The organism is Pseudomonas putida (assembly GCF_016406145.1).
Classification (GTDB): Bacteria; Pseudomonadota; Gammaproteobacteria; order Pseudomonadales; family Pseudomonadaceae; genus Aquipseudomonas; species Aquipseudomonas putida_E.
In genome coordinates this window covers 4,112,938-4,139,932 of sequence record NZ_CP066306.1, presented here as the reverse complement: position 1 = coordinate 4,139,932, position 26,995 = coordinate 4,112,938, and the positions used below count along the sequence as shown (strand labels likewise).

The 26,995-nt window shown below is 62.2% G+C and carries 23 protein-coding genes; all 23 read left to right on the top strand.

Annotated elements, in window-relative coordinates; genetic code table 11:
• The first annotated feature begins 36 nt into the window (after window positions 1-36).
• The 23 genes from JET17_RS18885 (at window position 37) to fleQ (ending at window position 26,919) form a co-directional block, all read left to right on the top strand.
• Window positions 37-3,618, top strand: coding sequence for a glycosyltransferase (locus JET17_RS18885; protein ID WP_012315550.1), 3,582 nt, complete (start codon window positions 37-39; stop codon window positions 3,616-3,618).
• Between the two features lie 125 nt (window positions 3,619-3,743).
• Window positions 3,744-4,517 carry a glucose-1-phosphate cytidylyltransferase gene (gene rfbF, locus JET17_RS18880; protein WP_012315549.1) on the top strand — a complete coding sequence of 258 codons (774 nt, stop codon included), beginning with the start codon at window positions 3,744-3,746 and terminating at the stop codon, window positions 4,515-4,517.
• A complete protein-coding gene (gene rfbG, locus JET17_RS18875) occupies window positions 4,499-5,581 on the top strand; it encodes a CDP-glucose 4,6-dehydratase (RefSeq protein WP_012315548.1) in 1,083 nt (360 codons plus the stop codon). Before rfbF ends, rfbG begins: the two co-directional genes overlap by 19 nt.
• Window positions 5,578-6,138: a dTDP-4-dehydrorhamnose 3,5-epimerase family protein gene (locus tag JET17_RS18870; RefSeq protein ID WP_012315547.1), complete on the top strand. Its 561-nt coding sequence runs from the start codon at window positions 5,578-5,580 to the stop codon at window positions 6,136-6,138. The genes rfbG and JET17_RS18870 overlap by 4 nt, the downstream gene beginning before the upstream one ends.
• Window positions 6,135-7,358 carry a class I SAM-dependent methyltransferase gene (locus JET17_RS18865; RefSeq protein WP_012315546.1) on the top strand — a complete coding sequence of 408 codons (1,224 nt, stop codon included), beginning with the start codon at window positions 6,135-6,137 and terminating at the stop codon, window positions 7,356-7,358. The genes JET17_RS18870 and JET17_RS18865 overlap by 4 nt, the downstream gene beginning before the upstream one ends.
• 5 nt (window positions 7,359-7,363) lie before the next feature.
• A complete protein-coding gene (locus tag JET17_RS18860; protein ID WP_012315545.1) occupies window positions 7,364-8,221 on the top strand; it encodes an NAD-dependent epimerase/dehydratase family protein in 858 nt (285 codons plus the stop codon).
• The gene (locus JET17_RS18855) at window positions 8,211-9,296 is read left to right on the top strand and encodes a class I SAM-dependent methyltransferase (protein ID WP_012315544.1); all 1,086 of its coding nucleotides are present in this window, start codon (window positions 8,211-8,213) and stop codon (window positions 9,294-9,296) included. Before JET17_RS18860 ends, JET17_RS18855 begins: the two co-directional genes overlap by 11 nt.
• A 6-nt stretch (window positions 9,297-9,302) precedes the next feature.
• The gene (locus tag JET17_RS18850; RefSeq protein ID WP_012315543.1) at window positions 9,303-10,037 is read left to right on the top strand and encodes a cephalosporin hydroxylase family protein; all 735 of its coding nucleotides are present in this window, start codon (window positions 9,303-9,305) and stop codon (window positions 10,035-10,037) included.
• A 54-nt stretch (window positions 10,038-10,091) separates the two neighbouring features.
• Window positions 10,092-12,989, top strand: coding sequence for a TIGR00180 family glycosyltransferase (locus JET17_RS18845; protein WP_012315542.1), 2,898 nt, complete (start codon window positions 10,092-10,094; stop codon window positions 12,987-12,989).
• 144 nt (window positions 12,990-13,133) lie between these two features.
• Complete coding sequence (pseB, locus tag JET17_RS18840; protein WP_012315541.1) at window positions 13,134-14,135, top strand: UDP-N-acetylglucosamine 4,6-dehydratase (inverting); 1,002 nt, start codon at window positions 13,134-13,136, stop codon at window positions 14,133-14,135.
• The gene (gene pseC, locus JET17_RS18835; RefSeq protein ID WP_012315540.1) at window positions 14,132-15,313 is read left to right on the top strand and encodes a UDP-4-amino-4,6-dideoxy-N-acetyl-beta-L-altrosamine transaminase; all 1,182 of its coding nucleotides are present in this window, start codon (window positions 14,132-14,134) and stop codon (window positions 15,311-15,313) included. The genes pseB and pseC overlap by 4 nt, the downstream gene beginning before the upstream one ends.
• Window positions 15,306-16,031: a pseudaminic acid cytidylyltransferase gene (gene pseF, locus JET17_RS18830; protein WP_012315539.1), complete on the top strand. Its 726-nt coding sequence runs from the start codon at window positions 15,306-15,308 to the stop codon at window positions 16,029-16,031. The genes pseC and pseF overlap by 8 nt, the downstream gene beginning before the upstream one ends.
• Window positions 16,028-17,503 carry a UDP-2,4-diacetamido-2,4,6-trideoxy-beta-L-altropyranose hydrolase gene (gene pseG / locus JET17_RS18825; protein ID WP_012315538.1) on the top strand — a complete coding sequence of 492 codons (1,476 nt, stop codon included), beginning with the start codon at window positions 16,028-16,030 and terminating at the stop codon, window positions 17,501-17,503. Before pseF ends, pseG begins: the two co-directional genes overlap by 4 nt.
• 3 nt (window positions 17,504-17,506) lie before the next feature.
• A complete protein-coding gene (gene pseI / locus JET17_RS18820) occupies window positions 17,507-18,559 on the top strand; it encodes a pseudaminic acid synthase (RefSeq protein WP_012315537.1) in 1,053 nt (350 codons plus the stop codon).
• A 280-nt stretch (window positions 18,560-18,839) separates the two neighbouring features.
• Window positions 18,840-19,784: a ketoacyl-ACP synthase III gene (locus JET17_RS18815; protein ID WP_039603212.1), complete on the top strand. Its 945-nt coding sequence runs from the start codon at window positions 18,840-18,842 to the stop codon at window positions 19,782-19,784.
• 53 nt (window positions 19,785-19,837) lie between these two features.
• Entirely contained in the window at window positions 19,838-21,130 is a 1,293-nt protein-coding gene (locus JET17_RS18810; RefSeq protein ID WP_012315535.1) for a motility associated factor glycosyltransferase family protein, read from the top strand.
• On the top strand, window positions 21,127-21,375 hold the full coding sequence (locus JET17_RS18805) for a hypothetical protein (protein ID WP_012315534.1): 249 nt from the start codon (window positions 21,127-21,129) through the stop codon (window positions 21,373-21,375). The genes JET17_RS18810 and JET17_RS18805 overlap by 4 nt, the downstream gene beginning before the upstream one ends.
• Before the next feature lie 218 nt (window positions 21,376-21,593).
• Window positions 21,594-22,448: a flagellin domain-containing protein gene (locus JET17_RS18800; protein WP_012315533.1), complete on the top strand. Its 855-nt coding sequence runs from the start codon at window positions 21,594-21,596 to the stop codon at window positions 22,446-22,448.
• Between the two features lie 71 nt (window positions 22,449-22,519).
• The gene (locus tag JET17_RS18795) at window positions 22,520-22,873 is read left to right on the top strand and encodes a flagellar protein FlaG (RefSeq protein ID WP_012315532.1); all 354 of its coding nucleotides are present in this window, start codon (window positions 22,520-22,522) and stop codon (window positions 22,871-22,873) included.
• 82 nt (window positions 22,874-22,955) lie between these two features.
• Window positions 22,956-24,371, top strand: a complete 1,416-nt coding sequence (gene fliD, locus JET17_RS18790) for a flagellar filament capping protein FliD (RefSeq protein WP_012315531.1) — start codon at window positions 22,956-22,958, stop codon at window positions 24,369-24,371.
• A gap of 201 nt (window positions 24,372-24,572) precedes the next feature.
• Window positions 24,573-24,968 carry a flagellar export chaperone FliS gene (gene fliS / locus JET17_RS18785; RefSeq protein ID WP_012315530.1) on the top strand — a complete coding sequence of 132 codons (396 nt, stop codon included), beginning with the start codon at window positions 24,573-24,575 and terminating at the stop codon, window positions 24,966-24,968.
• 13 nt (window positions 24,969-24,981) lie between these two features.
• A complete protein-coding gene (locus JET17_RS18780) occupies window positions 24,982-25,278 on the top strand; it encodes a flagellar protein FliT (protein WP_012315529.1) in 297 nt (98 codons plus the stop codon).
• 165 nt (window positions 25,279-25,443) lie between these two features.
• Window positions 25,444-26,919 (top strand): transcriptional regulator FleQ, encoded by a 1,476-nt coding sequence (gene fleQ / locus JET17_RS18775; protein ID WP_012315528.1) that lies wholly within the window; start codon window positions 25,444-25,446, stop codon window positions 26,917-26,919.
• Window positions 26,920-26,995 lie beyond the last annotated feature (76 nt).

Here is a 26,995-nt window from a genome sequence, read left to right as displayed (position 1 = left end):
TTCCCTGCGGGCAGTCATCGGTCGAGAGATTTCCTCGTGAACCCAGCCCCTCTAGTCAGCCTCGTCATTCCCGCCTGCAACCCCCGTTACTTCCGTTCTGCTCTGGTCAGCGCCCTGGCTCAGGATTACGCAAACCTCGAAGTCATCGTCTGCGACGACAGCCCAGGTACGCAGATCGAGGCGGTGGTCGATGAGCTACGCAGTCTTGCACGTCATCCGCTGACTTACTTGCGTAACCCGCAACCGCTGGGGTTTGTCGGGAATCTGCAACACGGGCTAGAGCAGAGCCAGGGCGACTACATCAAGTTCCTCTGTGACGATGACCGCCTGATGGCCGATTGCGTGTCCAGCCAGGTGCGTCTGTTCCAGGCCCATGACGATGTAAGCCTGGTCGCGGCCAGGCGTCACTTGGTCGATGCTGAAGATCACATTCTGCCGCAGCGCCTGGAAACCAGCCCGGTCACCTTTGGCGACACACTGTTCAACGGTGACGACCTGCTGGATTTCTTCGAGACCCGCCAGCTCAACTTCATCGGCGGGCTGAGCAGCGTGCTGGTGCGTACCCGCGATCTGCGTGAATTGCTGCCTGCGCTGGCGCCGGGCTTTGTGGCAATGCTCGATTTCGTGTTGTTCGTGTGCCTGCTGCGTCGCGGGCATTTGGGCGTGACCGCCGGGGTGCACTGTGTCGAGCGGGTTCATCCCGACCAAATGCGTCGCCAGAGTGATGTGAAGGCTGCCGCTACCAGTGAATCACAACACCTGCGCGACATGTTCGCCGCTCGTACTGCAGCACGTGAGCCTTTCTCCGGTTGGGTGCGGGTGCAAATCCTCCAGGGCGACGAGGGCGATACCCCGCGTATCTGGGAGAACCTGTTCCTGATCCATACCCTGCGCTGCCTGCAGGCGATTCAGGAATCCCATGTCGGCAGCGACAGCGACAGTTTCTCCGAACTGTACGGGAAGTGGCTGGCTTGCAGGCAGGACCCGTTGGTACTCGCGCGGCTGATGCGTCTTAGCGAGCACTGGCCAATGCGTCCGCGTATCGTACCTGTGGTTATCGACAGCGAGGGCGATGCACAAGCTCTGCAAGTCACCCTGGACAGCATCGAGCGCCAGGCTTATGGCGCAGAGATGACGCTGGTACTGTCACGCTCACCGCTGCCAGGCGGTCCGCATGTGCGGCGGGTCAGCCAGCCTTTGCAGGCTGACTGGGCCGAACAACTGAACACGGCGCTTGGCCAGTTGGGCGGGGTGGACTGGATCTACCTGCTGCGTGCTGGCGACCGGCTCAATGCCTTCAGCCTGATGCTCCTGGCCGAGCGGGTCGTGTCGCGCCCGCAGATCGCCTGCTGCTATGGCGATGAGGGGGGAGTGCGGGATGAGGCGTCCGTGGAGCCGGTGTTCAAGCCCGACTTCAACCTCGATTTGATGCGCGGATACCCCTATACCGGTCGCATGCTGGCGTTCTCGCTTGACGCCTTGCGGGCATTGGGCGGTTTCGCGCCCGGATATCGCGAGCTGGCGCCCCATGAACTGCTCTGGCGGCTTGTGGAAAGCCGCGGCCCCCATGCCATCGAACACATTCCGGAAGTGCTGGCCGAGAGCGCGTTCAGCTACGCTGCCTGGCTGTCTTCGGAGGCAGTGGTAGCGGAAAATCCGAAACTGCTGGATGCCCACCTCAAGCGCTTGGGCGTGACCTACCGGCTGCAGAACAGCGGCGGGGCAATCAACCAGGTCCGCTACCTGCACGCCACCCAGCCACTGGTAAGCCTGGTGATCAGTGCCCAGGATCAGTTGCCGGCCCTCGAGCGCTGCCTGGAAAGCGTGCTTGAGAAGACTGCCTACGGTCACTACGAAGTGCTGATTGTCGACAATGCCAGTCAAGGTGGTGAGACCCACGCCTGGCTCACCGCCCTGCAACAGCTGGGCGAAGACAAGTTGCGGGTCCTGACGCTGGGCGAGCAGGCCAGCTTCGCCGCTGTGCAGAACCTTGCCGCGCAACACGCCCGGGGTGAATACCTGTTGATGTTGAGCCCGTTCGCTGTGGTCACCGAGCCAGACTGGCTCGACGCAATGCTCAGCCATGGCCAGCGCCCTGAAGTCGGAGCGGTCGGTGCCAAGCTCTGCAACGCTCATGGCCTGATCGTGCATGCGGGTGGCGTGCTGGGCCTGCGTGGCGCCGTGGGGTCACCGTTCGTGGGCGAGCCCATGGAGGCGGGCGGTTACATGCAGCGCTTGCAAGTGGCGCAGAATTATTCTGCTGTTGGCGCTGACTGCCTGTTGGTGCGCAAAGAGCTGTTCCTGTCGTTAGGCGGGCTCAATGAAAGCGTGTTCAGCCTGGCCTTTAGCGATATCGACCTGGGTCTGCGCCTGGGCGAAGCCGGGTACCTCGTGGTGTGGGCGCCGGATGCCCGGCTGGTACTGGACCCGCCAGCGCCGGCGGCGATCGATGCGCAGGCTGAAGCCGAGCGCCAGGCCCAGCTGGCGCAGCAGCATGATGCCTTCTTCAAGGCCTGGATGCCGGTGGTGGCGCGTGACCCCGCTTACAATATCAACCTGTCCCTGAACGGCTCCAGCTTCTGCCTGGATCCGGGCCTCAAGGCCGCCTGGACGCCCTTCGTCAGCCGTCCACTGCCCCATGTGCTGGCGTTGCCAATGAACAAGACTGCGGTCGGGCATTACCGGGTGATCCAGCCGCTGGTCGAGCTGGAGAAAGCTGGCTGGGTGACCCAGCAGCAGTACTTCGAGATACCGAGCAACGTCGAACTGGAACGCAGCTCGCCGGATGTGGCAATTCTGCAGGGGCGTTATACCGAAGGGTTCGTCAAGGAGATCGAGCGACTCAAGACCTTCTCCAAGGGCTTTTGCATCTACGAGCTGGACGACTACGTGATTGATGTGCCGAAGAAGAACGGGCACCTCAAGCACACGCCAAAAGATCTGGAAAAATCTCTGCGCCGAGGTATCGAACGCTGTGATCGGCTGGTGGTCTCGACCCAGGCGCTGGCGGATGCGCTGCATGACACCCATAGCGATATCCGGGTAATGCCGAACATGCTGGCCGAGCAGCTCTGGAGCGGTTTGCGTAGCCAGCGCCGCAGCGCGCGCAAGCCGCGGGTTGGTTGGGGTGGTGGCACCAGCCATACCGGCGACCTGGAAGTGATTGCCGAGGTGGTCAGGACCTTGGCGAACGAAGTTGAATGGGTGTTCTTCGGTATGTGTCCGCCGGCATTGCGGCCGTACATCAGCGAGTTCCATCCGCCGGTGCCCCTGGAGCTGTACCCGGCCAAGCTCGCCAGCCTGAATCTGGACCTGGCCTTGGCGCCGCTGGAGTACCACATCTTCAATGACTGCAAGAGCAACTTGCGCTTGCTGGAATATGGCGCGTGCGGGTACCCGGTGATCGTCACCGACACCCGTGCTTATGAAGGCTACTTGCCGTGCACGCGGATCAAGACCAACAGCACGGCCGAGTGGCTGGAGGCGATCCGCATGCACTTGGCGGACCCCGACGAAAGTTTCCGCCAGGGCGACCGTCTGAAGCAGGAAGTGCTGCGTGACTATGTGCTGCGCGAAGAGCACGTTCAGCATTGGTACAGCGGCTGGATGCCGGGCTGACCGCGGGGTGTATAAACGACACCAGTAAAGCGCCTTCTGGCGCGTTTCCTGCAAGCCCCCCGTCATATCGCCATAAATCGTGCAGCCACATGATTTATGGCCGGTGACGAACAAGAGGGGACCACATGAAGGCGGTAATTCTGGCGGGTGGACTGGGCACGCGTATCAGCGAAGAGTCTCACCTCAAGCCCAAACCCATGATCGAAATCGGTGGGAAGCCAATTCTCTGGCACATCATGAAGCAGTACTCGGCTCACGGCATCCACGATTTCGTGATCTGCCTGGGCTACAAGGGCTACGCGATCAAGGATTTCTTCGCCAACTACTTCCTGCACACCTCGGACGTCACCTTCGACATGCGCGAAAACCGCATGGACGTGCACCAGAACTATAGCGAGCCATGGCGCGTGACCTTGGTCGACACCGGTGAAGACACCATGACCGGTGGCCGCCTTCGCCGCGCCGCTCGCTACCTTGAGGGCGAAGATGCCTTCTGTTTCACATACGGCGATGGTGTTTCGGACCTGAACATCGGCGCCCTGGTGGATTTCCACCTGGCCCACGGCAAACTCGCCACCGTCACAGCGGTACAGCCTCCTGGCCGCTACGGCGCGCTGGCACGCGACGGCGACAGCGTCACTGGATTTGTCGAAAAGCCCCGTGGTGACGGTGGCTGGATCAACGGTGGCTTCTTCGTGCTTTCGCCCAAGGTACTCGACTACATCGCCGACGATCAGACCTCCTGGGAGTCGGAGCCGCTTGCCTGCCTGGCTGCTGAGTCGCAGTTGAACGCCTTTCAGCATGATGGCTTCTGGCATCCAATGGACACGCTGCGTGACAAGAACCATCTGGAACACCTCTGGCAAAGCGGGGAGGCCCCATGGAAGCAGTGGGCCTGAGTCCAGCGTTCTGGCAGGGCAAGCGTGTTCTGCTCACCGGTCACACGGGTTTCAAAGGCAGTTGGCTGGCGCTCTGGTTACGTGAGCTCGGGGCTCAGGTCACTGGCTTCGCGCTGGACCCTGGCACCGAACCAAGCCTGTTCGAGCTTGCCCAGGTCGGCAGCGATATTACCGACGTGCGCGGCGACCTGCGCGACCTCGGCGCGCTGCTAGAAGCTGTGGCCCAGGCCCAGCCGGAAATCGTCCTGCACCTGGCGGCTCAGCCACTGGTGCGCGAGGCCTACCGTGACCCGCTAGGCACCTATTCCAGCAACGTCATGGGCACCCTTAATCTGCTTGAAGCGGTACGCCAGGTTGGCGGGGTGCGTGCGTGCGTCCTGGTAACCACCGATAAGGTCTATGCCAACCAGGAATGGCCCTGGCCATACCGCGAGAACGAGGCCCTGGGCGGGCATGACCCGTACAGCAGCAGCAAGGCCTGCTGCGAGCTGCTGGCGCAGTCCTATGCCGCGTCATTCTTCCCGGCCGCCGAACACGCAGAACATGGCGTGGCACTGGCCACCGCGCGCGCCGGCAATGTACTGGGCGGCGGAGACTTTGCCGCAGAGCGGCTTGTCCCCGATGTGCTCAAGGCTTGGTCGGCCGGGGCGCCGGTCACCCTGCGCTACCCGCAGGCCGTGCGCCCCTGGCAGCACGCCCTGGAACCGCTGGCCGGCTACCTGCAACTGGCCGAGCGCCTGTACACCCAGGGGCCGGCCTGCGCCGGCGCGTGGAACTTCGGCCCGAGCGAAGGCGACATGTGCAGCGTCGGTGAGGTGGTCGACCGCCTGGCCCGGCAATGGCCGCAGGCACCAGGGTTACGTGTCGAGCCAAGCGAGTTGCACGAAGCAGGGTTGCTACGCCTGGACAGCTCTCGTGCCCGCCAGGTGCTGGGCTGGCGCACGCGCTGGTCGTTGCACGAATGCCTGCAGCACACGCTCGACTGGCACCTGGCGTGGCAGCGTGGCGATAACATGCGCGCCGTCACGCTGCACCAGCTGAACCTGTACACGGAGTTGCCGTGACTGATCTGCTGCTGCAAGCCTTGCCACTGGGTGGCCTGTTCAGTGTCCAGCACAAGCGTCATGGCGATGCCCGCGGGCAGTTCGCGCGGCTGTTCTGCGAATCCAGCCTGGGCGCCCTGGGTGCGCCGTTCCATGTGCGCCAGATCAATCACTCGCACACTCAGGGCTCAGGCAGCGTGCGCGGCCTGCACTATCAGACCGGCGACACCCCGGAGGCCAAGCTGATCACCTGCCTGCGCGGTGAGGTGTGGGACGTGGCAGTGGACCTTCGCGAAGGCTCGCCAACCTTCCTGCACTGGCACGCCGAGCACTTGCGAGCCGGCGATGGCCGCAGCCTGTTGATACCGGCCGGCTTTGCCCATGGTTTCCAGGTGCTGAGCGAGGATGCCGAGCTGCTTTACCTGCACAGTGCCGACTATGCGCCGGGCCGCGAAGGCGGGCTGTCGGTACTCGATCCGAAGTTGGCCATCCGTTGGCCGCTCGCTGTCAAGAATCTGTCGGCCCGGGATGCCGCTCATCCCTTGCTGGACCTGTCGTTTACCGGAGTGCGTCCATGAACTGCCGTGGCTGTGGTACCTGCCTGAGCCTGCCCCTGATCGACCTTGGCACTGCGCCGCCGTCCAACGCTTACCTGCGCGCTGACCAGCTGGCCGCAGCCGAGGCCTGGGTGCCGCTTAAAGTGGCGGTGTGTGAGCAGTGCTGGCTGGTGCAGACCGAGGATTACACCCGGGCCGAGACGCTGTTCGATGCCGACTATGCGTACTTCAGCTCCTATTCCAGTTCGTGGCTGGCCCATGCCCGCGACTATGTCGGGCAGATGGTCGAGCGTTTCGGCCTGAACGGCGAGAGCCGGGTGGTTGAAATCGCCGCCAACGACGGGTATCTGTTGCAGTATGTGGCAGAGCGCGGCATTCCCTGCCTAGGTGTCGAACCCACCCGAAGCACTGCACAGGCGGCCCGGGAGAAAGGGCTGCAGATTCGTGAAGTGTTCTTCGGCGAACAGGCCGCCCATGACCTGGCGAGTGAAGGTTGGTCGGCTGACCTGATGGCCGCCAACAACGTGCTCGCCCACGTGCCGGACATCAACGATTTTCTGCGCGGTTTCTCGACCCTGCTCAAAGCCGATGGTGTGGCCACTTTCGAGTTTCCGCACCTGCTGCGCCTGATGGCCGAGCAGCAGTTCGATACCCTTTACCATGAGCACTACTCCTACCTGTCGCTGACGGCGGTCAACACGCTTTGTGCCCGCAACGGCCTGGTGATCTTCGATGTCAGCGAACTGCCGACCCATGGCGGTTCGTTGCGGGTTTTCGTGCAGCGCGCCGATGGCCCGCGCACGCGCCAGGCCAGTGTCGACGATCTGCTTGGCATCGAGGCGCGGGTCGGTGTCAGCACGGCGGCGTTCTACAGTACCCTTGCACCGGCGGCGCAGCGGATCAAGCACCAGCTGCTGCGCTTCCTGTTGCAGGCCAAGGCCGAAGGCAAGCGAGTGGTCGGCTATGGTGCTGCAGCAAAGGGCAACACCCTGTTCAACTACGCAGGCGTGAAGCCCGACCTGCTGGCCTGGGTGGCCGACGCCAACCCGCACAAGCAGGGCAAGTTCCTGCCGGGCAGCCGAATTCCCGTGGTAGCCCCCGAGCGCCTGGCCATCGAGCGGCCGGATTATGTACTGGTGCTGCCGTGGAACCTGCTCAAGGAAGTCAGCGAACAGCAGGCGCAGATCCGCGAATGGGGCGGTCGGTTCGTCATCGCCGTGCCTGAGCTGACCGTCCTGTGATCGCGATGAAGGTGCTTGTCACCGGTGCCACAGGCTTTGTGGGCCGGCATCTGGTCGCCGCCTTACTGGCGCGCGGGTACCGGGTGCGTGCGCTGGCACGTCGGCTGGAGCCGGCTCAAGCCATGCCGTGGTTCGGCCAGGTCGATTTCGTCGCCGCCGATCTGCATGACCCGCAGCTGGACGTCAATCAGTTGTGCGACGGCATCGATGCGCTGGTGCACCTGGCCTGGCCAGGCCTGCCGAATTATCAAGGGCTGTTCCACCTGGAGCGCAACTTGATGGCTGACTATGCCTTCATCAAGCGTGCCGTCGCAGCTGGTGTCGGCCAGGTGCAGGTGGCCGGCACCTGTTTCGAATACGGCCTGCGCAATGGCGCGCTGGACGAAGCGCTGGACTGCCAGCCGGCCAACCCTTACGGGCTGGCCAAGCACAGCTTGCGCCTGTTCCTCGAAAGCCTGGCCCGCCAGCAACCGTTCAACCTGCAGTGGGTGCGCTTGTTCTACCTGTTTGGCGAGGGGCAAAACCCAGGCAGTCTGCTGGCAGCCTTGGACCGCGCAATCGACCAGGGGCAGCCGCATTTCGACATGTCCGGTGGCGAGCAACTGCGCGACTACCTTGCCATCGAAAGCGCCAGTACATATCTGGCCGACCTGCTCGGTCAGCGCGATTTCAGCGGCGTGGTCAATTGCTGCAGCGGCCAGCCGATATCGGTACGCAAGCTGGTGGAAGCCCGCATCGCCGAGCGCAACGCCACCCTTGCGCTGAACCTTGGTCATTACCCTTATCCGGCCCACGAACCCATGGCGTTCTGGGGCGATGCCCGCAAATTGCAGGCTCTGCTGGGAGCACGCCATGAAACATGAGTTGTATCGCGCCACCGGCCTGCCGGTGCTGCAGAACCGCACATTCGCCGATGCCCAGTCGGCCCGTACCTCAGCCTGCGCCGACATGCGTCTGGTGCAGGACAGCCGCACCGGGTTGGTCTACAACGACGCTTTCGATGCCGACAAGCTCAGCTACGACAGCGACTATCAGAACGAGCAGGCGCATTCGGCGCGCTTCCAGCGCCACCTGGACGATGTCGAAGGTGTCATCGCCCGCCACTTCAAGGGCCAGCGCCTGATCGAAGTGGGCTGTGGCAAAGGCTGGTTCCTCGAACTGCTGCGCGAGCGCGGTTATGCCGTCACCGGCATCGACCCGGCCTACGAGGGCGACAACCCGGACGTGGTCAAGGCGCCCTTCACCCGTGAGTTGAACCGCCAGGCCGAAGCTATCGTGTTGCGCCATGTCCTCGAGCACATTCAGGACCCGGTCACGTTCCTTGGCGCCATCGCCGATGCCAACGGCGGGGCAGGGCAGATCTACATCGAAGTGCCGTGCCTGGACTGGATCATCGAGCACAAAGCGTGGTTCGACCTGTTCTACGAGCATGTCAATTACTTCCGCCTGGCCGACCTGCGCCGCCTGTTCGGCAAGGTCGCCGAGGCCGGCCACCTGTTCGATGGCCAGTACCTGTACATCGTTGCCGACCTTGCCAGCCTGCGCACCACGCTCGAGCCCGTGCCGCCGCTGTCGTTGCCGGCCGATTTCAGTGCCAGCCTGCAGCATGCCGCACGTCTGGTGCGCCGCGATGCCGGACGTGGTTCGGCGATCTGGGGTGCCTCCTCCAAGGGCGTGATCTATTCGCTGTTCCTGCAGCGTGCCGGGGCTCCGGTGGACCAGGTTATCGACATCAATCCTGCCAAGCAGGGTCGCTACCTGCCGCTCAGTGGCGCGCGCGTGTCATCGCCGCAGGAGGCGATGCAAAGCCTGCCTGATGGCGCCCACCTGTTTGTGATGAATTCCAATTACCTCGAGGAAATCCGCCGCATGACCGATGGCCGTTTTGTCTATCACGCCGTCGACAATGCCGATTTCACCGACCAGCCAACCGAGTAAAGAACCATGACCGACACGCCGATCAAAGCCTTCGAAGCCGAGTGCAACGCGCAGATCGCCTCCCAGGGCGAAGACAAGGAGCTGCAGCAACTGTCTCGCGACTTCTTCAACAAGTCCGCCGAGCACAAGTACAGCTACCATTTTTCGTGGATGGGCCGGCCGATCATCCAGTTGCCCCAGGACATGATGGCGATGCAGGAGATCGTCTGGCAGGTCAAGCCTGACCTGATCATCGAGTGCGGCATCGCTCACGGCGGTTCAATCCTCTACTACGCCTCCCTGCTGGAGCTGCAGGGGCATGGCGAAGTGCTTGGCATCGACATCGACATCCGCCCGCACAACCGCCAGGCCATCGAGGCGCACCCGATGAGCAAACGCGTGCGCATGATCGAAGGCTCGAGCATCGATGCCGACATCGCCGGGCAGGTCAGGGCGCTCGCCGAGGGCAAGAAGGTCATCCTGGTACTCGACTCCAACCACACGCATGAACACGTGCTCAAGGAGCTGGAGCTTTATGCTCCGCTGGTAGCCGTGGGCAGTTACTGCGTGGTGATGGACACCGTGGTCGAGGACATGCCGGCAGACTTCTTCCCCGATCGCCCGTGGGGGCCTGGCGACAACCCTAAGACCGCAGTTTGGGAATACCTCAAGGGTAACGACAGCTTCGAAATCGACTATCAGCTGCAGAACAAGCTGCTGGTCACCGTGGCACCGGACGGCTACCTGCGCCGGGTTCGCTGAGACATTCAACAGAGTTCGATTTCTTCGGCGGCAACGCCAATGGTGGGTAAGACTATGCAAGGCAATTTCTCGGCAGACCAGGCAGCCACACTGCGCGAGCGGTTCACGCTGGTGTTGATGACGCACAACCGTCCTGCGTTCCTGCAGCGTACGCTGCAGTACTACAGCGGCTATCGGTGCTCGATTCTCGTGCTGGATTCCTCGAGCGAATCGGCCGAGGTGATGGCCGCGCAGTATCCCGGCGTCGAGTACCTGCACCTGCCACAGTTTTCCTACCAGGGCTTCCAGGCCAAGCTGGCCTATGGCGTGGGCCGGGTGAACACGCCGTTCATGGCCTTCGCCGCTGATGACGATTTCCTGCTGTACGACGGGCTGAACCAGTCGCTGGACTTCCTCGAGGCCAACCCCGATTACGGCCTGTGCCATGGCTACTGTCTGAACTACCTGGCCGAAGCCACCCAGGTGAAGTACTACCGGCGTAACAAGAAGGTCCGTGAGGACTACAACGCTCCGCGCGCTGAACAGCGCCTGCTGGACTACATGGGCGAGTTCATCCCGCCTTTCTTCGCTGTCACCCGCACTGCATTGCTGCGCCAGTGGTTTGAGCTGCTGCCCGAGGGCACGAGCTTCGAGTGGCAGGAAATCGGCCACGCGTACTTCCTGCTGACCAACGCCAAAGCGCGGATCCTGCCAATCCCCTACGCGGTACGCGAAACCAACTACGGTGTGTCCGAGCATCAGACCGAGGTCATTCATGTGCTGGCCTTCACCGACGCTAAGTCGGTGGCCGAGCGCGAACAGTTCGCCGACTTCCTTGCCGGCCTGCCGACCGCCATCGAGGACCTGGACCATGAGGCGCGGCGCCAGCTGGCCTTGGACAGCTTTGCAGTCACTGCTGAGGGGCTGTTCAAAGGCCGGGCGATGACCCTGGAGCTGATCTGGGAGTCAAGCTGGACCGACCCGCTGAACCCGCCGGTGCGTACCTTCCAGCCGTCCCAGTACGTGGAAATGCCGTTCTACAACCAGGCATTCTTCGATCAGCTTACGGCACTGGAGTTTCTGATCCATGCCATGCCGGCCGGGCGCCTGCAGCTACAGCAACTGGAGCCGCTGCTACTGCGCCAGGAACAGCTGCTGCTGGCACAGCCCAGCGACACCTCGGGCACCGTCCGTACCCGCTTGTGGGAGGCACTGCAGTGCAACGCGTTCAACCGTGAGGTGGTGCGGCACCTGGCCGGACACCTGCGTGACAGTGATGAGGTCGAGGAGAGCGAGGCGCTGTTCGCTTGGCTGGCACGGCTTGAAGGCGTGTTGAAGCAAAGTGGTCGCGAACTGCTTGGGAGCATGCATTCGGGTCGCCTGCTGGACTGGCTGGAGGCGCGCAAGCCGGACACCGCCGCGCTAGCGACCATCAACGAGCACCTGGCGCTGCATCAGGGTGGTCCGCAGTTCGGCATCCTGCTGTTGGACCTGGACAACAACATGGCCAAACTCCAGGACACGTTCGACAGCCTGCTGGGCGGCCTGAGCAAGGCGTTCCGGATCATGGTCTTCACCACAGGCGAGCCGCCTGTGGCCACTTCGCTGCAGAACACTCTGCATTTCATCAAGGTCAGCCGCGAAGACTACGTCGAGCGGATCAACCAGATCGCCCGTCAGACGGCCTGCGAATGGCTGTTGCTGGCTGAGGCGGGTGACCGTTTCACTGCCACCGGTCTTTTGCGCGCCAGCCTCGAGCTGCTGAACGCTCCCGATTGCCGCGCGGTCGCGGTAGACGAGATCCAGCAACAGGCCGATGGTGCCTGGCGTGAGCTGTTGCGCCCGGGGGTAAACCTGGACCTGCTGCAGGCCAATCCCGCGCTGATGGCACGCCATTGGCTGCTGCGTCGGGAGGTGCTGGTGGAGGCGGGTGGCTTCGACAAAGACTTTGCCGAGGCACTGGAGTTCGACCTGCTGCTGCGCCTGATCGAGCAGGGCGGCCTCAACGGACTGGCCCATCTCGACGAGCCGATGCTGATCACCCCGGCACCGCAGGCCAAAGATAGCGAGCATGCCCGCCAGGCCTTGATGCGACACTTGGCCGGCCGTGGCTACAAGGCCCAGGTCAGCACGCCGCTGCCTGGCACCTTGCGTATCGACTACAGGCATGTCGAGCGGCCGCTGGTGAGCATCCTGCTGCGCAGCCAGGACAATCTGGACGAACTGCAGCGCTGCCTGAAGAGCATCCTGCAGCGCACTCGCTATGCGCGCTACGAGGTACTGATCGCCGACAACGCCAGTCAGTCGCCGCAGTTGCTCGAATGGCTGGCGCAGCAGCAGGTTGGCAAGGTGCGCGTGCTGCAAAGTAGCGAACGCCTGAGCGCGGCGGCGCTGTGCAACGCTGCCAGCGCCGAGGCCAAGGGGCAATACCTGATATTGCTGGCGGCGGACGCCGAAGTGGTCAACGCCAACTGGATCGAGGCGTTGCTCAACCAGGCGCAGCGGCCGGAAGTCGGCGTGGTCGGCGGCAAGCTGCTCGCTACTGACGGCAAGCTTGCCCAGGCTGGCTTGTTGCTGGACGCCGAAGGCGCAGTTGCGCCAGCTTTTGCCGGTGAGGCCGCAAATGCCGTGGGTTACCTGAATCGGCTGGCGGTCGAGCAGAACTGCCCAGCTGTCTCGGCGAGCTGCCTGATGGTCCGTAGCGAAGTCTTCCGTGCTCTGGAGGGGCTGGACGAAACCACGTTCGCCCATGCCCATGGTGATGTCGACCTGTGCCTTAAAGCAGCCGCAGCCGGCCTGCTGACAGTCTGGACGCCACAGGTGCAGGTGATTCACCCCGGCGTGGTCGCCAAGGACGAGGCGGCGCTGGCGGCATTGCGCGCCAAATGGTCGGCGCAGTGGCAAGGTGCAGTCCAAGGCCAGGTGCTTGAACCCGGCAAGGCGGCGCTGGACTGGGCCGGGCTGGTCGCCTGACGCGACGGGCCGCGGCACTGGCCTGCATCTTGCTTCGAGCTGGCTCATAGGGGGCGCGAGTCAGAAATCTGTACGCTGTGCGCCCTGCCTGACAGTGCAACCGGGCGCCATCGTCAGCTGACGGCGCCACCCTAGGAACCAGGTATGTTCGACGACAAGTCCATTTTCATCTCCGGGGGGACCGGGTCGTTCGGGCGCCGCTTCATCGAGCGGTTGCTTGAGCGCTACCGCCCGCGGCGCGTCGTGGTGTTCTCCCGCGACGAGTTGAAACAGTATGAGATGCAGCAGCGTTTCAACGCGCCGTGCATGCGCTACTTCCTGGGCGATGTCCGTGATGCCGAGCGCGTGCGCCAGGCCATGCGCGGTATCGACTATGTGGTTCATGCCGCCGCGCTCAAGCATGTGCCCGCTGCCGAGTACAACCCCACCGAATGCATCCGCACCAACGTCAATGGTGCCGAGAACATCATCGCCGCCGCGATCGAGAATGGCGTGCAGAAGGTCGTCGCACTGTCCACCGACAAGGCGGCCAGCCCGATCAACCTGTATGGTGCGACCAAGCTGCTGTCCGACAAGCTGTTCGTGGCCGCCAACAATTTCGCCGGCCAACAGGACACCCGCTTTGCTGTAGTGCGCTATGGCAATGTGGCGGGCTCCCGGGGCTCGGTGGTGCCATTCTTCAAGCGCCTGATCGAGGAGGGCGCCCGCGAGCTACCCGTCACTGACCCACGCATGACGCGCTTCTGGATCACCCTCGACCATGGCGTACAGTTCGTGCTCGACAGCTTTGCCCGCATGCACGGGGGGGAGGTGTTCGTGCCCAAGATCCCGTCAATTCGCATCGTCGACCTGGCGCGCGGCATGGCCGGGCACTTGCCGCAGAACGTGGTCGGCATCCGCCCGGGGGAAAAGCTGCACGAACTGATGATCCCGCTGGACGATGCGCGGATGACCCTTGAGTTTGGTGATCATTTCACCATCGTTCCGTCGATCCGCTTCAACCATACGGATGTGGATTTTGCGGTCGATTGCGTGGGTGAAACCGGGCGCTGGGTTGCAGAGGATTTCGAGTACCGTTCCGATACCAATCCCGCCTTCCTCACCGTGGACCAGTTGGCAGACCTGCACGCAGGGTTGCCGGCATGATCCCCTATGGTCGGCAGAGCATCGATCAGGCGGATATCGCCGCGGTCGTCGAGGTGCTGCAGTCCGACTGGCTGACTCAGGGGCCACTGATCGAGCACTTCGAGCAGGCTATGGCCCAGCGTTGTGGCGCAACGCACGCGGTAGCTGTGTGCAACGCCACTGCGGGGCTTCACCTTGCCTGCCTCGCCGCCGGCCTGGGGAGCGGGGACTGGCTATGGACCAGCCCCATCAGTTTTGTCGCATCAGCCAACTGTGGGCGCTACTGCGGCGCCGCTGTCGATTTCGTCGACATCGACCCGCATACCTGGACTATCGACGCTCAAGCACTTGCGCTGAAACTCGAGCAGGCCGCCCGGGAGGGGCGCCTGCCCAAGGTAGTAGTCGCCGTGGCCTTTGCCGGGCAAAGCGCTGACATGCGTTCGATCGCGGCGCTGGCCCGGCAGTATGGCTTTACCCTTATCGAAGATGCTGCCCACGCAGTCGGCGCACGTTATGCGGGCAAGCCGGTCGGCTGTGGTGAGTATGCCGACATGACGGTGTTCAGCTTTCACCCGGTAAAGATCATCACCACGGCCGAGGGCGGCATGGTGCTTACCGCACGTGCGGATCTGGCCGTGCGTTTGCGCAGGCTGCGCAGTCACGGGATCAGCCGTGACCCGGGTCAAATGACCGAAGAAAGCCATGGTGCCTGGTACTACCAGCAACTTGAACTGGGCTTCAACTATCGCATCACCGACCTGCAAGCTGCCCTGGGGCTTTCTCAACTGACACGGCTGGATGCGTTCCTTGCCCGTCGCCGTGAGTTGGCGGCTCGCTACCAGCGCTTGCTGGCGAACCTGCCCGTGAGCGTCCAGGCACCTCAGCAGGACACTGAATCCGCCTGGCATCTGTTCGTGGTGCGCCTTGAGGGCGATCGTATCCTGGGTTCACACCGGGAGATTTTCGATGGTATGCGTGCTGCGGGAGTTGGGGTCAACCTTCATTACATTCCCATTCATCTGCAACCCTATTACCGCGACCAGGGCTTCAAGCCTGGCGATTTTCCGCAGGCTGAAAGTTACTATGCGCAAGCCCTGAGCCTGCCAATGTTTCCAGAGCTGACTGACGCTCAGCAAGATCACGTGATCGACAGCCTACGTAAGTTGCTGCAGTCGTCGGTGGGCTGCGTCCATGCCTGAGCGAATGGAAACCAGTGTCGCGATCATCCCGGCCCGGGGAGGCAGCAAGCGTATTCTGCGCAAGAACCTCAAGATGTTTGCCGGGCTGCCGATCATTGCCCACTCGATCCGCGTGGCACTTGCCAGTGGCTTGTTCGAACAGGTAGTGGTCAGCACCGACGACCCTGAAATAGAGGCGGTGGCACGGGAATACGGTGCACAGGTACCGTTCCGTCGGCCGGCGCACCTGGCTGACGATCATGCCACCACCCAAGCTGTGGTCAGCCACGCCCTGCAGGCACTGGCCAGCCAGGGCCAGGCCCTGACCCATGCCTGTTGCATCTACGCCACTGCGCCTTTCGTGCAGCAGCGTTACTTGCAGCAGGGGTTGGCGTTGTTGCGGCAACACCCTGAGCGCTCTTTCGCCTTTTCGGTGAGCAGCTTCGGTTTCCCGGTCCAGCGGGCGCTGTCGCTCGACGAGCAAGGTGCGCTGGTGCCTCTGTATCCTCAGTATCGTGAGACCCGGTCTCAGGACCTGGCGCCCGCCTATCAGGATGCCGGCCAGTTTTACTGGGGGCGGGTGCAGGCCTGGTTGCAGAACGAGGCCCTTCATTCCGAGCGGAGCTTGCCAGTAATCATCCCCCGGCATCTGGTTCAGGACATCGACACAGAGGAAGACTGGTTGCGCGCGCAATACTTGTACGCAGCGCTCAAGGCTGGCGGGGAGCTGGCGTCATGAAGGTGCTGGTACGTGCTGATGCCTCTTCATCCATTGGCGTCGGCCACACCGCTCGCTGCCTGACGCTTGGCAAAGCCCTCCGAGAACTCGGTGCGCAGGTAAGCTTTGCCTGTTGCCTGCTTGACGGTCATCGCCGGGCCGCCATCGAGCAGGAGGGCTTCGAGGTTTTTGCATGGCCGCAGCGCCAGGAAAAAACCGGCATCGAACCCTGGGCTGCGGATGTCGCGGCGCTGCGTGATGTGCTGCCGGCACAGGCTCGATTCGACTGGCTGGTCGTCGATCATTATGCCTTGGACGCCCGCTGGGAGCAGGCGGCCCGGTCATTCGCCCGGCGCATCGCGGTCATCGATGACCTGGCTGATCGTGATCATGCCGCCGACCTGCTGCTGGATCAGAATTTCAGCGCCTGCGAGGCGCTTTACGCGCCGCGACTGGCAACGCAGTGCCGGCGTTTGCTGGGGCCACGCTATGCGCTGGTGGGGCCGGCGTTTCAGGGGGCGGCGATTTCTCCGACCCTGCAGGCACGGCGGGTGCTGGTGAGTTTCGGTGGCTTCGATGTGGCTGGCATGCTGCCCAAGACCTTGCAGGCGCTGTCCGGGCTGGAAGGGTTGCAGGTCACCTGTATCGCCGGGCTCGGGCATCGCCAGGGTGAGCGGCTGGCCCAGTTGTGCGGCGCGCGGGCGGGTTGGGAGCTGCATGACTATGTCGACGATCTGCCAATGCGGATGGCTGCGGCAGACTTGTTCATCGGCGCCGGCGGCGGTACTACCTGGGAGCGCGCCGCGCTGGGCTTGCCGAGCCTGTGCGTGAGCGTGGCAGACAACCAGCGGGCCAATGCCCTGGCCATGGCTCGGGCGGGCATGCACCTTTACCTGGGTGAAGCCGGGCAGGTCCAGGTGCCTGCGCTGCGCCAGGCGATTGCCTTGTTGCTGAGCAATCAGGCCCTGCGCCAGAGCTTCGCCGAGCGCAGTCGGGCACTGGTCGATGGTCTGGGGGCGCAGCGGGTGGCGGTAGCCTTGCTGGGGGAGGGACTTGCGCTACGTCCGGCGCGTAGTGAAGACGCGCGGCTGTTGTTCGACGGGCGCAACGCGCCCGAGGTGCGGCGCCGCTCGCAGCAGGCGCGGGAGCTCGACTGGGCGGGCCACCAGGCTTGGCTCGCTGCTACGCTGGTTGATCGGCAGCGTTTGCTGCTGATCGCCGAGACAGGCGACGGGCCGGTGGGCTGTGTGCGCTACGACCGCTTGCCCGGGCAGCGGGCGAAGGTGTCGTTGTACCTCTTCGCGGGGCGTTGCGGGCTGGGTTGGGGCAGAGCGTTGCTCGCCCGTGGCGAGGCCTGCGTGCGTGAGTTCTGGCCGGACCTGCGGGCGATCGAGGCCCAGGTGCTGCCTGACAACCAGGCGTCATTGCAATTATTCGCGGGTGCCGGCTTCGCTCAGTCGCCGTGCTCGTTCGAGCGGGTATTCCAGGAGTAGCCCATGAACAGATTCAACATCGGGCACCGCTGTGTCGGCCCGGACCAGCCACCGCTGGTGATCGCGGAGATGAGTGGCAATCACAACCAGTCGCTGGCACGCGCGCTGGAGATCGTCGAAGCGGCTGCCGCCGCCGGCGCCCATGCGCTGAAGCTGCAGACTTACACTGCCGACACCATGACCTTGGACCTGGCGCATGGCGAGTTTTTCATCGCCGACCCGAACAGCCTCTGGTCTGGCTCATCGCTGTATGCACTGTACGAAAAGGCCCATACTCCCTGGGAGTGGCACCCAGCGATCTTCGAGCGCGCTCGTGAGCTGGGCATGCTGGTCTTCTCCACGCCGTTCGACGAAACGTCGGTGGATTTCCTCGAAAGCCTGGATGTGCCGGCCTACAAGATCGCCAGCTTCGAGAACACCGATCTGCCGCTGATACGCAAAGTGGCGGCCACTGGTAAGCCTATGATCATTTCCACCGGCATGGCCAGCCTCGCGGAGCTGGAACGTACCGTGCGGGTGGCGCGCGAAGGTGGGTGTCGCGACCTGGTGCTGCTCAAGTGCACCAGTACCTACCCGGCCAGCCCGCAGAACAGCAACGTACTGACTATCCCGCACATGCGCGAGCTCTTCGGCTGCCAGGTCGGGCTGTCGGATCACTCCATGGGGGTTGGGGTTGCGGTGGCGGCCGTAGCCCTGGGGGCCACGGTGGTGGAAAAGCACTTCACGCTTGACCGTGCCGATGGCGGCGTGGATGCAGCATTTTCCCTGGAGCCTCAGGAAATGGCCGCGCTGGTGCTGGAAACCGAGCGTGCCTGGCAGTCGTTGGGGCGGGTGCACTATGGCGCGACCCAGGCCGAGGAGGCCTCGCGGCGTTTTCGTCGGTCTCTGTATGTAGTGCGCGACATGGCTGCTGGCGAGGTCTTCGACCGTAGCAATGTGCGCGCCATCCGCCCAGGCTTGGGGTTGGCGCCAGGTCATCTCGATGCGGTGCTTGGCCGCAAGGCCAGGCAACCACTCAAGCGCGGTACGGCACTGGATTGGCAGTTGCTCGACTGAAGGCTGGCTCCAGACGAGGCTAGGTTTGCCCTGCATGGCACACTCGAAAGCGCTATGACGACGTGACGCGCCCAGGCAAAATATGCGATTGTCTTGAAATATTCGTGACCTATCGGTCAGAGCGGGCATCTCTTTCTGTAACCGTTAATGGGGCAGGTGTGCAATTGCCGCCTGCCATCCTGCCTGTCGCCACTCCACCTGGGCGGCAGATCCCGTTCTTCAGGCGCCGCTCGAGTCATCCGGGCGGTGGTATTGAGCTGTTATTTATTGGGAAGCCATGATGATCGGCATTAAAAGCATCGCGAGCTATGTGCCCGCTTCCGGCCTGGACAACTATGTACAAGGCGCGAAATTCGGCAAGGACGAAGAGTTCATGTTCGGCAAGATCGGCGCAAGCTTCCTGCCGCGCAAGGACGATGAGCAGGAGACTTCCGATCTGTGTGTCGAAGCGGTCAACAACCTGTTCGCCGCTAACCCGCAACTCAAGCGCGAGTCGATCGATGCGCTAATCGTCGTCACCCAGAACGGTGACGAGGAAGGCTTGCCTCACACCGCTGCCATCGTCCAGCACAAGCTCGGTCTGCCGACCCATGTCGCGGCCTTCGACATTTCCCTGGGCTGCTCCGGTTACGTCTATGGCATTTACGCGCTCAAAGGCTTCATGGAAGCCGCAGGCCTGAAGAATGGCCTGCTGGTAACGGCTGACCCGTACTCCAAGATCGTCAACACAGAAGACCGCAATACCACCATGTTGTTCGGCGACGCGGCCACTGCCACCTGGATGGGTGAGGGCGCTACCTGGCAGCTGGGCAAGGCGAAGTTCGGTACCGACGGTGCTGGTGCGCCGCACCTGAAGGTGACTGATGGCGAGTTCTTCATGAACGGTCGTCAGGTCTTCAATTTCGCTCTGATCAAGGTGCCGGCGCATCTGCATGAGCTGCTGCGCGAGTCAGGGCTGGAGAACAAGGATATCGACGCCTTCTGCATCCATCAGGGCAGTGCGGCGATCGTCGATGCCGTGGCACGGCGCTTCGAGGAAGACCCGGAAAAGTCCCAGGCCGACAAGTTCATCAAGGACATGCTGGAGACCGGTAATACCGTGTCATCGAGCGTTCCGCTGCTGTTGCAGAAGCACATGTTCGACAGTGCCTGGAAGCGCGTGGCCATTAGCGGCTTCGGTGTCGGCCTGTCGTGGGGCTCGGCGGTTCTCTACAAGGCTGAATAAGCGCTGCCAGTCGGGTACTCTTCGGTGTTTCGCAGGCAAGGGAAGCTCAACCCATGAGCGAGTGTTTCCAGCGTAATGCTGAAGTGCTGCAGGCCCGCTGGCCGGCGCTGTACGAGCGCCTGCAGGGCGAAGCTTGTGGCGCGCTCGAGGTCGAGCTGGTGGAGGGGCTTGGCTCTACCCTGAGCGTGTGTGGCATCCAGCTCACAAGTCGTCACGATCGTCTTGCCGAGGCTCGCCTGCAGGCCGCGAGTCTGCCTGAAGACAGTTCCACTCTTCATCTCTATGGCAGTGGGCTGGGTGACTTGCAGCGCGTGCTGCTGGAGCGGCCTGGGCTCGTTCGGCTGCAGGTGTACCTGCTCAATGGCGCACTGTTCCAGCTGGTGCTGCAACTGCTGGATCAGTCCGACTGGCTTGCCGACCCGCGCGTCGAACTGTCCTATGCCGGCGACAGCGCGGAAATCGCCTTGCCGTTCTTCGCCTTGCCTTCCGAGCGGGTGCTGGCCGACGACTTCAATGCCAAGGTGCGCGACCGTCTGATCAGTGAGGCCCACCTGGCAGACAACAATCGCGCTTTCGATGTCGCCGACCCGCGCTTGCAGAAGCTGCTCGAAGACAGTTTGCCGTTGCTGCGTCACGACCCTGATGTGGCCACGCTGTTCGGTAGCCAGGCCGGGCGTGACTGCTACGTGATTGCCACCGGGCCAACCTTGGCCGGGCACTTGCCTGCGTTGGCAAGGGTGCGCGCTCAGGCCGAGCGGCCACTGTTCATCTGCGTCGACACCGCTTATATCCCCCTGCTGCGCGCTGGAATCCAGCCCGACATCGTGGTCAGTGTCGACCATAAGATCCGCCTCCATCACTTGCCGCCGGAAGACTCGGCTGCGACCACCCTGGTCTACATGCCGATGCTGGACGTCGAGCTGCTCGGTAACTGGCGTGGGCCACGCTACACAGCCTATTCCGGCAGTGCGCTGTATGCACAGGTGCGCCAAGCAATACCGCGCGCCGAGTTGTTCGTTGGGGGAAGCGTGATTCACCCTGCTACGGACCTGGCGGTGAAGATGGGGGCCGCGCGCATTACGTTTTTCGGCGCTGATTTCGCCTTCCCGGGTGGCCGCACTCACACAGGCTGGGACGATGGCGTGCTCGGCCCTACGATTGCGGCGGCGCAGCACTGGGTGCTGGATGGCCATGGCCAGCGAGCACGTACCCAGCTTAACTTCCGCAGTTACCTGATCGAGCTTGAGCGTTTCATTGCACGCCATCCCCAGGTGCGGTTCCACAACACCAGTCGGGCCGGCGCACACATCGCCGGCACCACCTTCGATCCGGAGTTCTGTTCATGAGTGCTGCCGATCAAGAGCGTGCGGCCCGCGAATGCGCCGCGCTTTTGCGCCTCGGACGGGATGTGGAGGCGGGTCTGCGCATGCTCGAGCTGTTCGATGCGGTAGTGCCGCGCGTCGATCCTCGCGCGGGTGCGGTGGTCATGCAGGCCATGCTCGACGCGCAGCAACGCCAGGACTGGCTGGCGCTGGCCGACTACCTCGAATATGAACTGCTGCATTTGATCGAGCAGGCGGCTTCGCGCTGAAGTGTGACCTGCATCACGCTTCCTGGTCGGCCGAAGTGTCGCGGGGCAGGGCTGCACAGCCCGGTTTGCAAGGGGGTGGCGTGGTGATGGCATTTTTTTTTGGAAAAGCCCTAAAGCAACTTGCAAACCCGACGATAACCATTACGAAGGTTCTCTAGGCCACACCCGGCGGACGCCAGGGCCGGAAGCCGCAGTATCCATCCAACGAGGAATTCGTCATGGCTTTAACCGTAAACACCAACACCACTTCGCTGGGCGTGCAGAAGAACCTGAACAAAGCTTCCGACGCGCTGAGCACTTCGATGACTCGCCTGTCTTCCGGCCTGCGTATCAACAGCGCTAAAGACGATGCTGCTGGTCAGCAGATCGCCAACAAGCTGCAGACCATGGTTACCGGTACCACCGTTGCCATCAAGAACGCCAACGACGGTAACTCGATCACCCAGACCGCTGAAGGCGCGCTGTCGGAAATCACCAACATCCTGCAGCGTATGCGTGAACTGGCTCTGCAGGCACGTAACGACTCCAACGGCACCACTGAACGCGCTGCTCTGAACAAAGAATTCGCGGCCAAGTCCGACGAGATCACTCGTATCGCGACCTCCACCACCTTCGGTACCAGCAAGCAACTGCTGAACGGCACCGCTGGCACCATGGAGTTCCAGGTTGGCGCGATGACTGGTACCAGCCAGATCCTGAGCGTTTCGATGACTTCCTCGTTCGCTGCTTCGACCCTGGCTGTCGGCACCGGCACCCTGGCGATCTCGGGTACTTCGGACTCCGCCGTTCACACCTCCGTCGACGCCGCCATTACCGCGATCGACGCTGCTCTGCAGACCGTTGACACCAAGAAATCGGACCTGGGTGCTATCCAGAACCGCTTCCAGTCGACCATCAACAACCTGCAAAGCATGAACGAAAACTCGGCCGCCGCCATGGGCCGTGTTCAGGACACCGACTTCGCCGCAGAAACCGCTCAGCTGACCAAGCAGCAGACCCTGCAGCAAGCTTCGACCTCTGTTCTGGCTCAGGCTAACCAGCTGCCATCCGCCGTACTGAAACTGCTTCAGTAATAGCGCGATGAAGTTCAGCGAGGGAGTGCTCATGCGCTCTCTCGCTTTTTACTTTTTAAAGGTGATGTGCGATGGACATAAGCGTCAAGTCAAGCCCGTCGTATCCTGTGTCGTCGCTGGTTGGCAGCGTCGAGCACAATACTGCGGCTGACAAGGTTTCAGGTCAGCTGCGCAAGACATCGCAGGAAGACGCTCCCAAGAGCGAGGCCGAGTTACAATCGGCCGTCAAGGAAATACAAGATTTCGTCCAGTCGTTGCAGCGCAACCTGGAATTTTCGGTGGATGATTCCACCGGCAGGTGGGTCGTCAAGGTCGTTGCCCGCGACAGCGGTGAGGTGATCCGTCAGATCCCGTCGGAAACAGCGCTTGAGCTGGCCCGAAGCCTGCAAGATGTCAACAGTCTGCTCTTCGATGAGAAAGTCTGACAGCTGGCCGGTCATTTGAATTGTTGCACCGGCGCTGATGAGGCAACTCTGCGTTTGGGCGTTAACCAGAAAGGAGGATGTAATGGCAAGTCCAATTCTACCGAGTTTGGGGCTGGGTTCCGGTCTCGATACCTCGGCCATTGTGAAGGCCCTGGTTGATGCCGAAAAGACTCCCAAGCAGAGCCAGCTCGACCGCCGCACGTCGGCGAATACCGCATCGATTTCGGCGGTGGGTAGCCTCAAAAGTGCGTTGACCGCCTACAAGACGGCGCTGGAAAAGCTTAACGACAGTGCCAACCCTGCGTTTCTCGGGTCGACGGCAGCCTCCTCCAACGACAAGTACGTCAAGGCCACTGCAGGCAGTTCGGCAGTCAACGGCAGCTATTCGATTCAGGTTACCCAACTGGCCACGGCGTCGCGCGTGGCCAGTCAGCGCTTCACCGACAGCAGCTCGGTCGTTTCCGCCAGTGGTGGCACGCTGACCATCACCCAGAATAGTGTCGACTTCGATGTGACCATACCGGCCAACGCTACGCTGCAGCAGGCGCGTGATGCCATCAACGCCCAGGCGAGCGGCAAGGGCTTCACCGCCAACATCGTCAACGATGGTACCGGTTCGCGGTTGGTGTTGAGCTCTGAAACCATGGGCGAAGGTTCGGATATCTCTACTTCGGGGATCGCTGACCTGACCATCGACCCGGCAGCGCAGATGACCGATGCCGGTGGTGCTGGCCGTATCGGCGATCTCGCAAAGGATGCTGAGTTCGATATCGATGGCATGAAGCTCACCAGCAAATCGAACAAGGTCGATAACGCGATCAGTGGCATGACGTTCGAGCTGCTGTCCAAGACCGAAACGCTCAGCCCGGTGAGCGTCACCGTGACTGCTAATACTGACGGCCTGAAAAAGTCGGTGCAGTCATTCGTCGATGCCTATAACGCGTTGGTGAATACGATAAACAGTGTGAGCGTGTCGACCAAGGCTGCAGACGGCAGTTGGAACACTCCGGCTCTGTCGGGTGACCCGGCAGTGCGCAGCATGCTGACGGCCATGCGTAATGAGCTGGTGGTCTCCGGTACCGGTGGTTCGGGGCAATTGACGGTACTTTCGCAGTTGGGGATCAATACCGCTCAGAGTAGCGGCCTGCTGGAGTTCGACAGCACCAAGTTCACCAAGGCGATCAATGATCAGAAGCTCGGTGGCGAGGTGCAGAACCTGTTCAATGGTGACGGCGGCCTGCTCGATCGCATGGTCAAGACCATGGAGCCGTTCTCTGCGTCCGGTGGTGTGCTGGATGAGCGCAACAAGTCGCTTGAGGTTGCCAAGAAAAGCCTGAGCATGGAGCAGAGCTCTCTGGATGCCCGCATCAAGGACCTGGAGGCGTCGCTGACCAAGAAGTACAACACCATGGACACCCTGGTTGGGCAGCTCAATGCTCAGCGCGACAGCGTCGTTTCCATTTTTGAAGCAATGGCGGCACAACAGAAGAACTCCTGATCGGCCTGAGGCTTCATGGCAGGGCGCAGGCGTCACACTCTGTGGTGCCGCGCTCGTGCTACGATGTACGCACGGAAAACAAACGCCAAAAGCCCGACGAAGCGTGACGCTCGGTCGGGCTTTTTTGTATTCTCCCTAAAGTTTTTTGACGCCGCGCCGATAGCCCGGTCATACAGCAACCCCGTGGTGACGAGGTACCCCATGAATCCAATGTTAGCCCTTCGGCAGTACCAGAAGATTGGCGCCCAGGCGCAGACCTCCGAAGCGAGCCCGCATCGCTTGGTACAGATGCTTATGGAAGGTGGCCTGGACCGTATTGCCCAGGCCAGTGGCGCGATGCAGCGCAAGGACATCGCCGGCAAGGGCATCGCGATCGGCAAGGCTATTGGCATCATTGGCGGGCTGCGCGAAGGTCTGGATCGTGACAACATGACCGACGAGCTCAATCGTCTCGACGGCCTCTACCTGTACATGACTCGTCGTCTGAGTGAGGCCAATATCCAAAATGATCCGGCGATCCTGGATGAGGTCAGGGACTTGCTGAACACTGTCAAGGAAGGCTGGGACGCGATCGCTCCGCAGCCGATGGTTCCCTGAGCCGGGAGGTTTCATGAGCAAGGTGATCGAGGGTATCGAGCGGACTCGCAGCGAGTTGCTTGCCGCATTGGCCAGCCGTGACTGGGATGCGGTAGGTGAGCTTGACCTTAAGTGTCGTCTTTGTGTCGAGGACGTTCTGACTGAGGCGCTCAGCAATGAAGACGCGGTACGCTCGAGCCTTGAGGGCCTGCTAGCGGTCTACGGGCAGTTAATTGATGTTGCAAGTGGTGAACGTCAATCTATAGTCGATGAGATGACGCAAATCCGTCAGGCGAAAAGTGCCGCCAAGGTATACCATCTGTTCAGTTGACCACAGATGTCCTAAAAGCCATGCGCCATTAATTTGACTGCATACTTTTTTTTGACTTTACTAGTGGCTGTTTTCGAATTTCAGACGTCCGAACACTGACCATTCAGTCAGAATGATGTCGAGCACGCCTTCGGGCGCCGATATGACTAGGGAAGTTGCTATTGCATGTGGCGTGAAACCAAGATTCTCCTGATCGATGACGACAGCGCCCGCCGCCGCGATCTGGCAGTGGTTCTGAACTTCCTCGGCGAAGAAAACCTGCCCTGCTCCAGCCAGGATTGGCAGCAGGTGGTGGGGGCATTGTCTTCCAGCCGTGAAGTGCTCTGCGTGCTCATCGGAACCGTGGATGCTCCAGGCAATGTGCTTGGGTTGCTTAAGACAGTGGCCGGGTGGGATGAGTTCCTTCCGGTATTGCTGATCGGCGAAATTTCTTCTGCGGATTTCCCCGAAGAGCTCCGCCGTCGCGTGCTGGCCAACCTTGAGATGCCGCCCAGCTATAGCCAGCTGCTCGACTCCCTGCACCGTGCCCAGGTCTATCGCGAGATGTACGACCAGGCCCGTGAGCGTGGCCGTCAGCGCGAGCCCAACCTGTTCCGCAGCCTGGTGGGCACCAGCCGCGCCATCCAGCATGTTCGGCAGATGATGCAGCAGGTCGCCGATACCGACGCCAGCGTGCTCATTCTTGGTGAGTCCGGTACTGGCAAGGAGGTGGTCGCGCGCAACCTGCATTACCACTCCAAACGCCGCGAAGCGCCGTTCGTGCCGGTCAATTGCGGGGCGATCCCGGCCGAATTGCTGGAAAGCGAACTGTTCGGCCACGAGAAGGGTGCGTTCACGGGCGCCATCACCAGCCGTGCCGGGCGTTTCGAGCTGGCCAATGGCGGTACGCTGTTCCTTGACGAGATCGGCGACATGCCGCTGCCGATGCAGGTCAAGCTGTTGCGTGTGCTGCAGGAGCGTACCTTCGAGCGGGTGGGCAGCAACAAGACCCAGAGCATCGATGTGCGCATCATCGCCGCAACCCACAAGAACCTCGAGACCATGATCGAGGGTGGGACCTTCCGCGAAGACCTGTACTACCGCCTCAACGTGTTCCCGATCGAGATGGCGCCGTTGCGTGAGCGTGTGGAAGACATTCCGCTGCTGATGAACGAGCTGATTTCGCGCATGGAGCATGAGAAGCGCGGCTCGATACGCTTCAATTCTGCATCGATCATGTCGCTGTGCCGGCATGGCTGGCCGGGCAACGTCCGCGAGCTGGCCAACCTGGTCGAGCGCATGGCGATCATGCACCCGTACGGCGTGATTGGCGTGTCGGAGCTGCCGAAGAAATTCCGCTACATCGACGATGAAGACGAGCAGTTGGTCGACAGCCTGCGCAGCGACCTCGAAGAGCGCGTGGCGATCAACGGCCACGCGCCGAGCTTCGCCAACCATGCCATGCTGCCGCCTGAGGGCCTGGACCTGAAGGATTACCTGGGCAGCCTGGAGCAGGGGTTGATCCAGCAAGCGCTGGACGATGCCAACGGTATCGTGGCGCGGGCGGCTGAACGTTTGCGCATTCGGCGTACCACCTTGGTGGAGAAGATGCGCAAGTACGGCATGAGCCGCCAGGGCGGTGAGGAGCAGGCTGAAGATTGACTTCGCCTGTACCGCCACAATCGCCGGCAAGCCGGCTCCCACATGGATTGCGCCAACTTTTAGAAGTTGAGCAAGA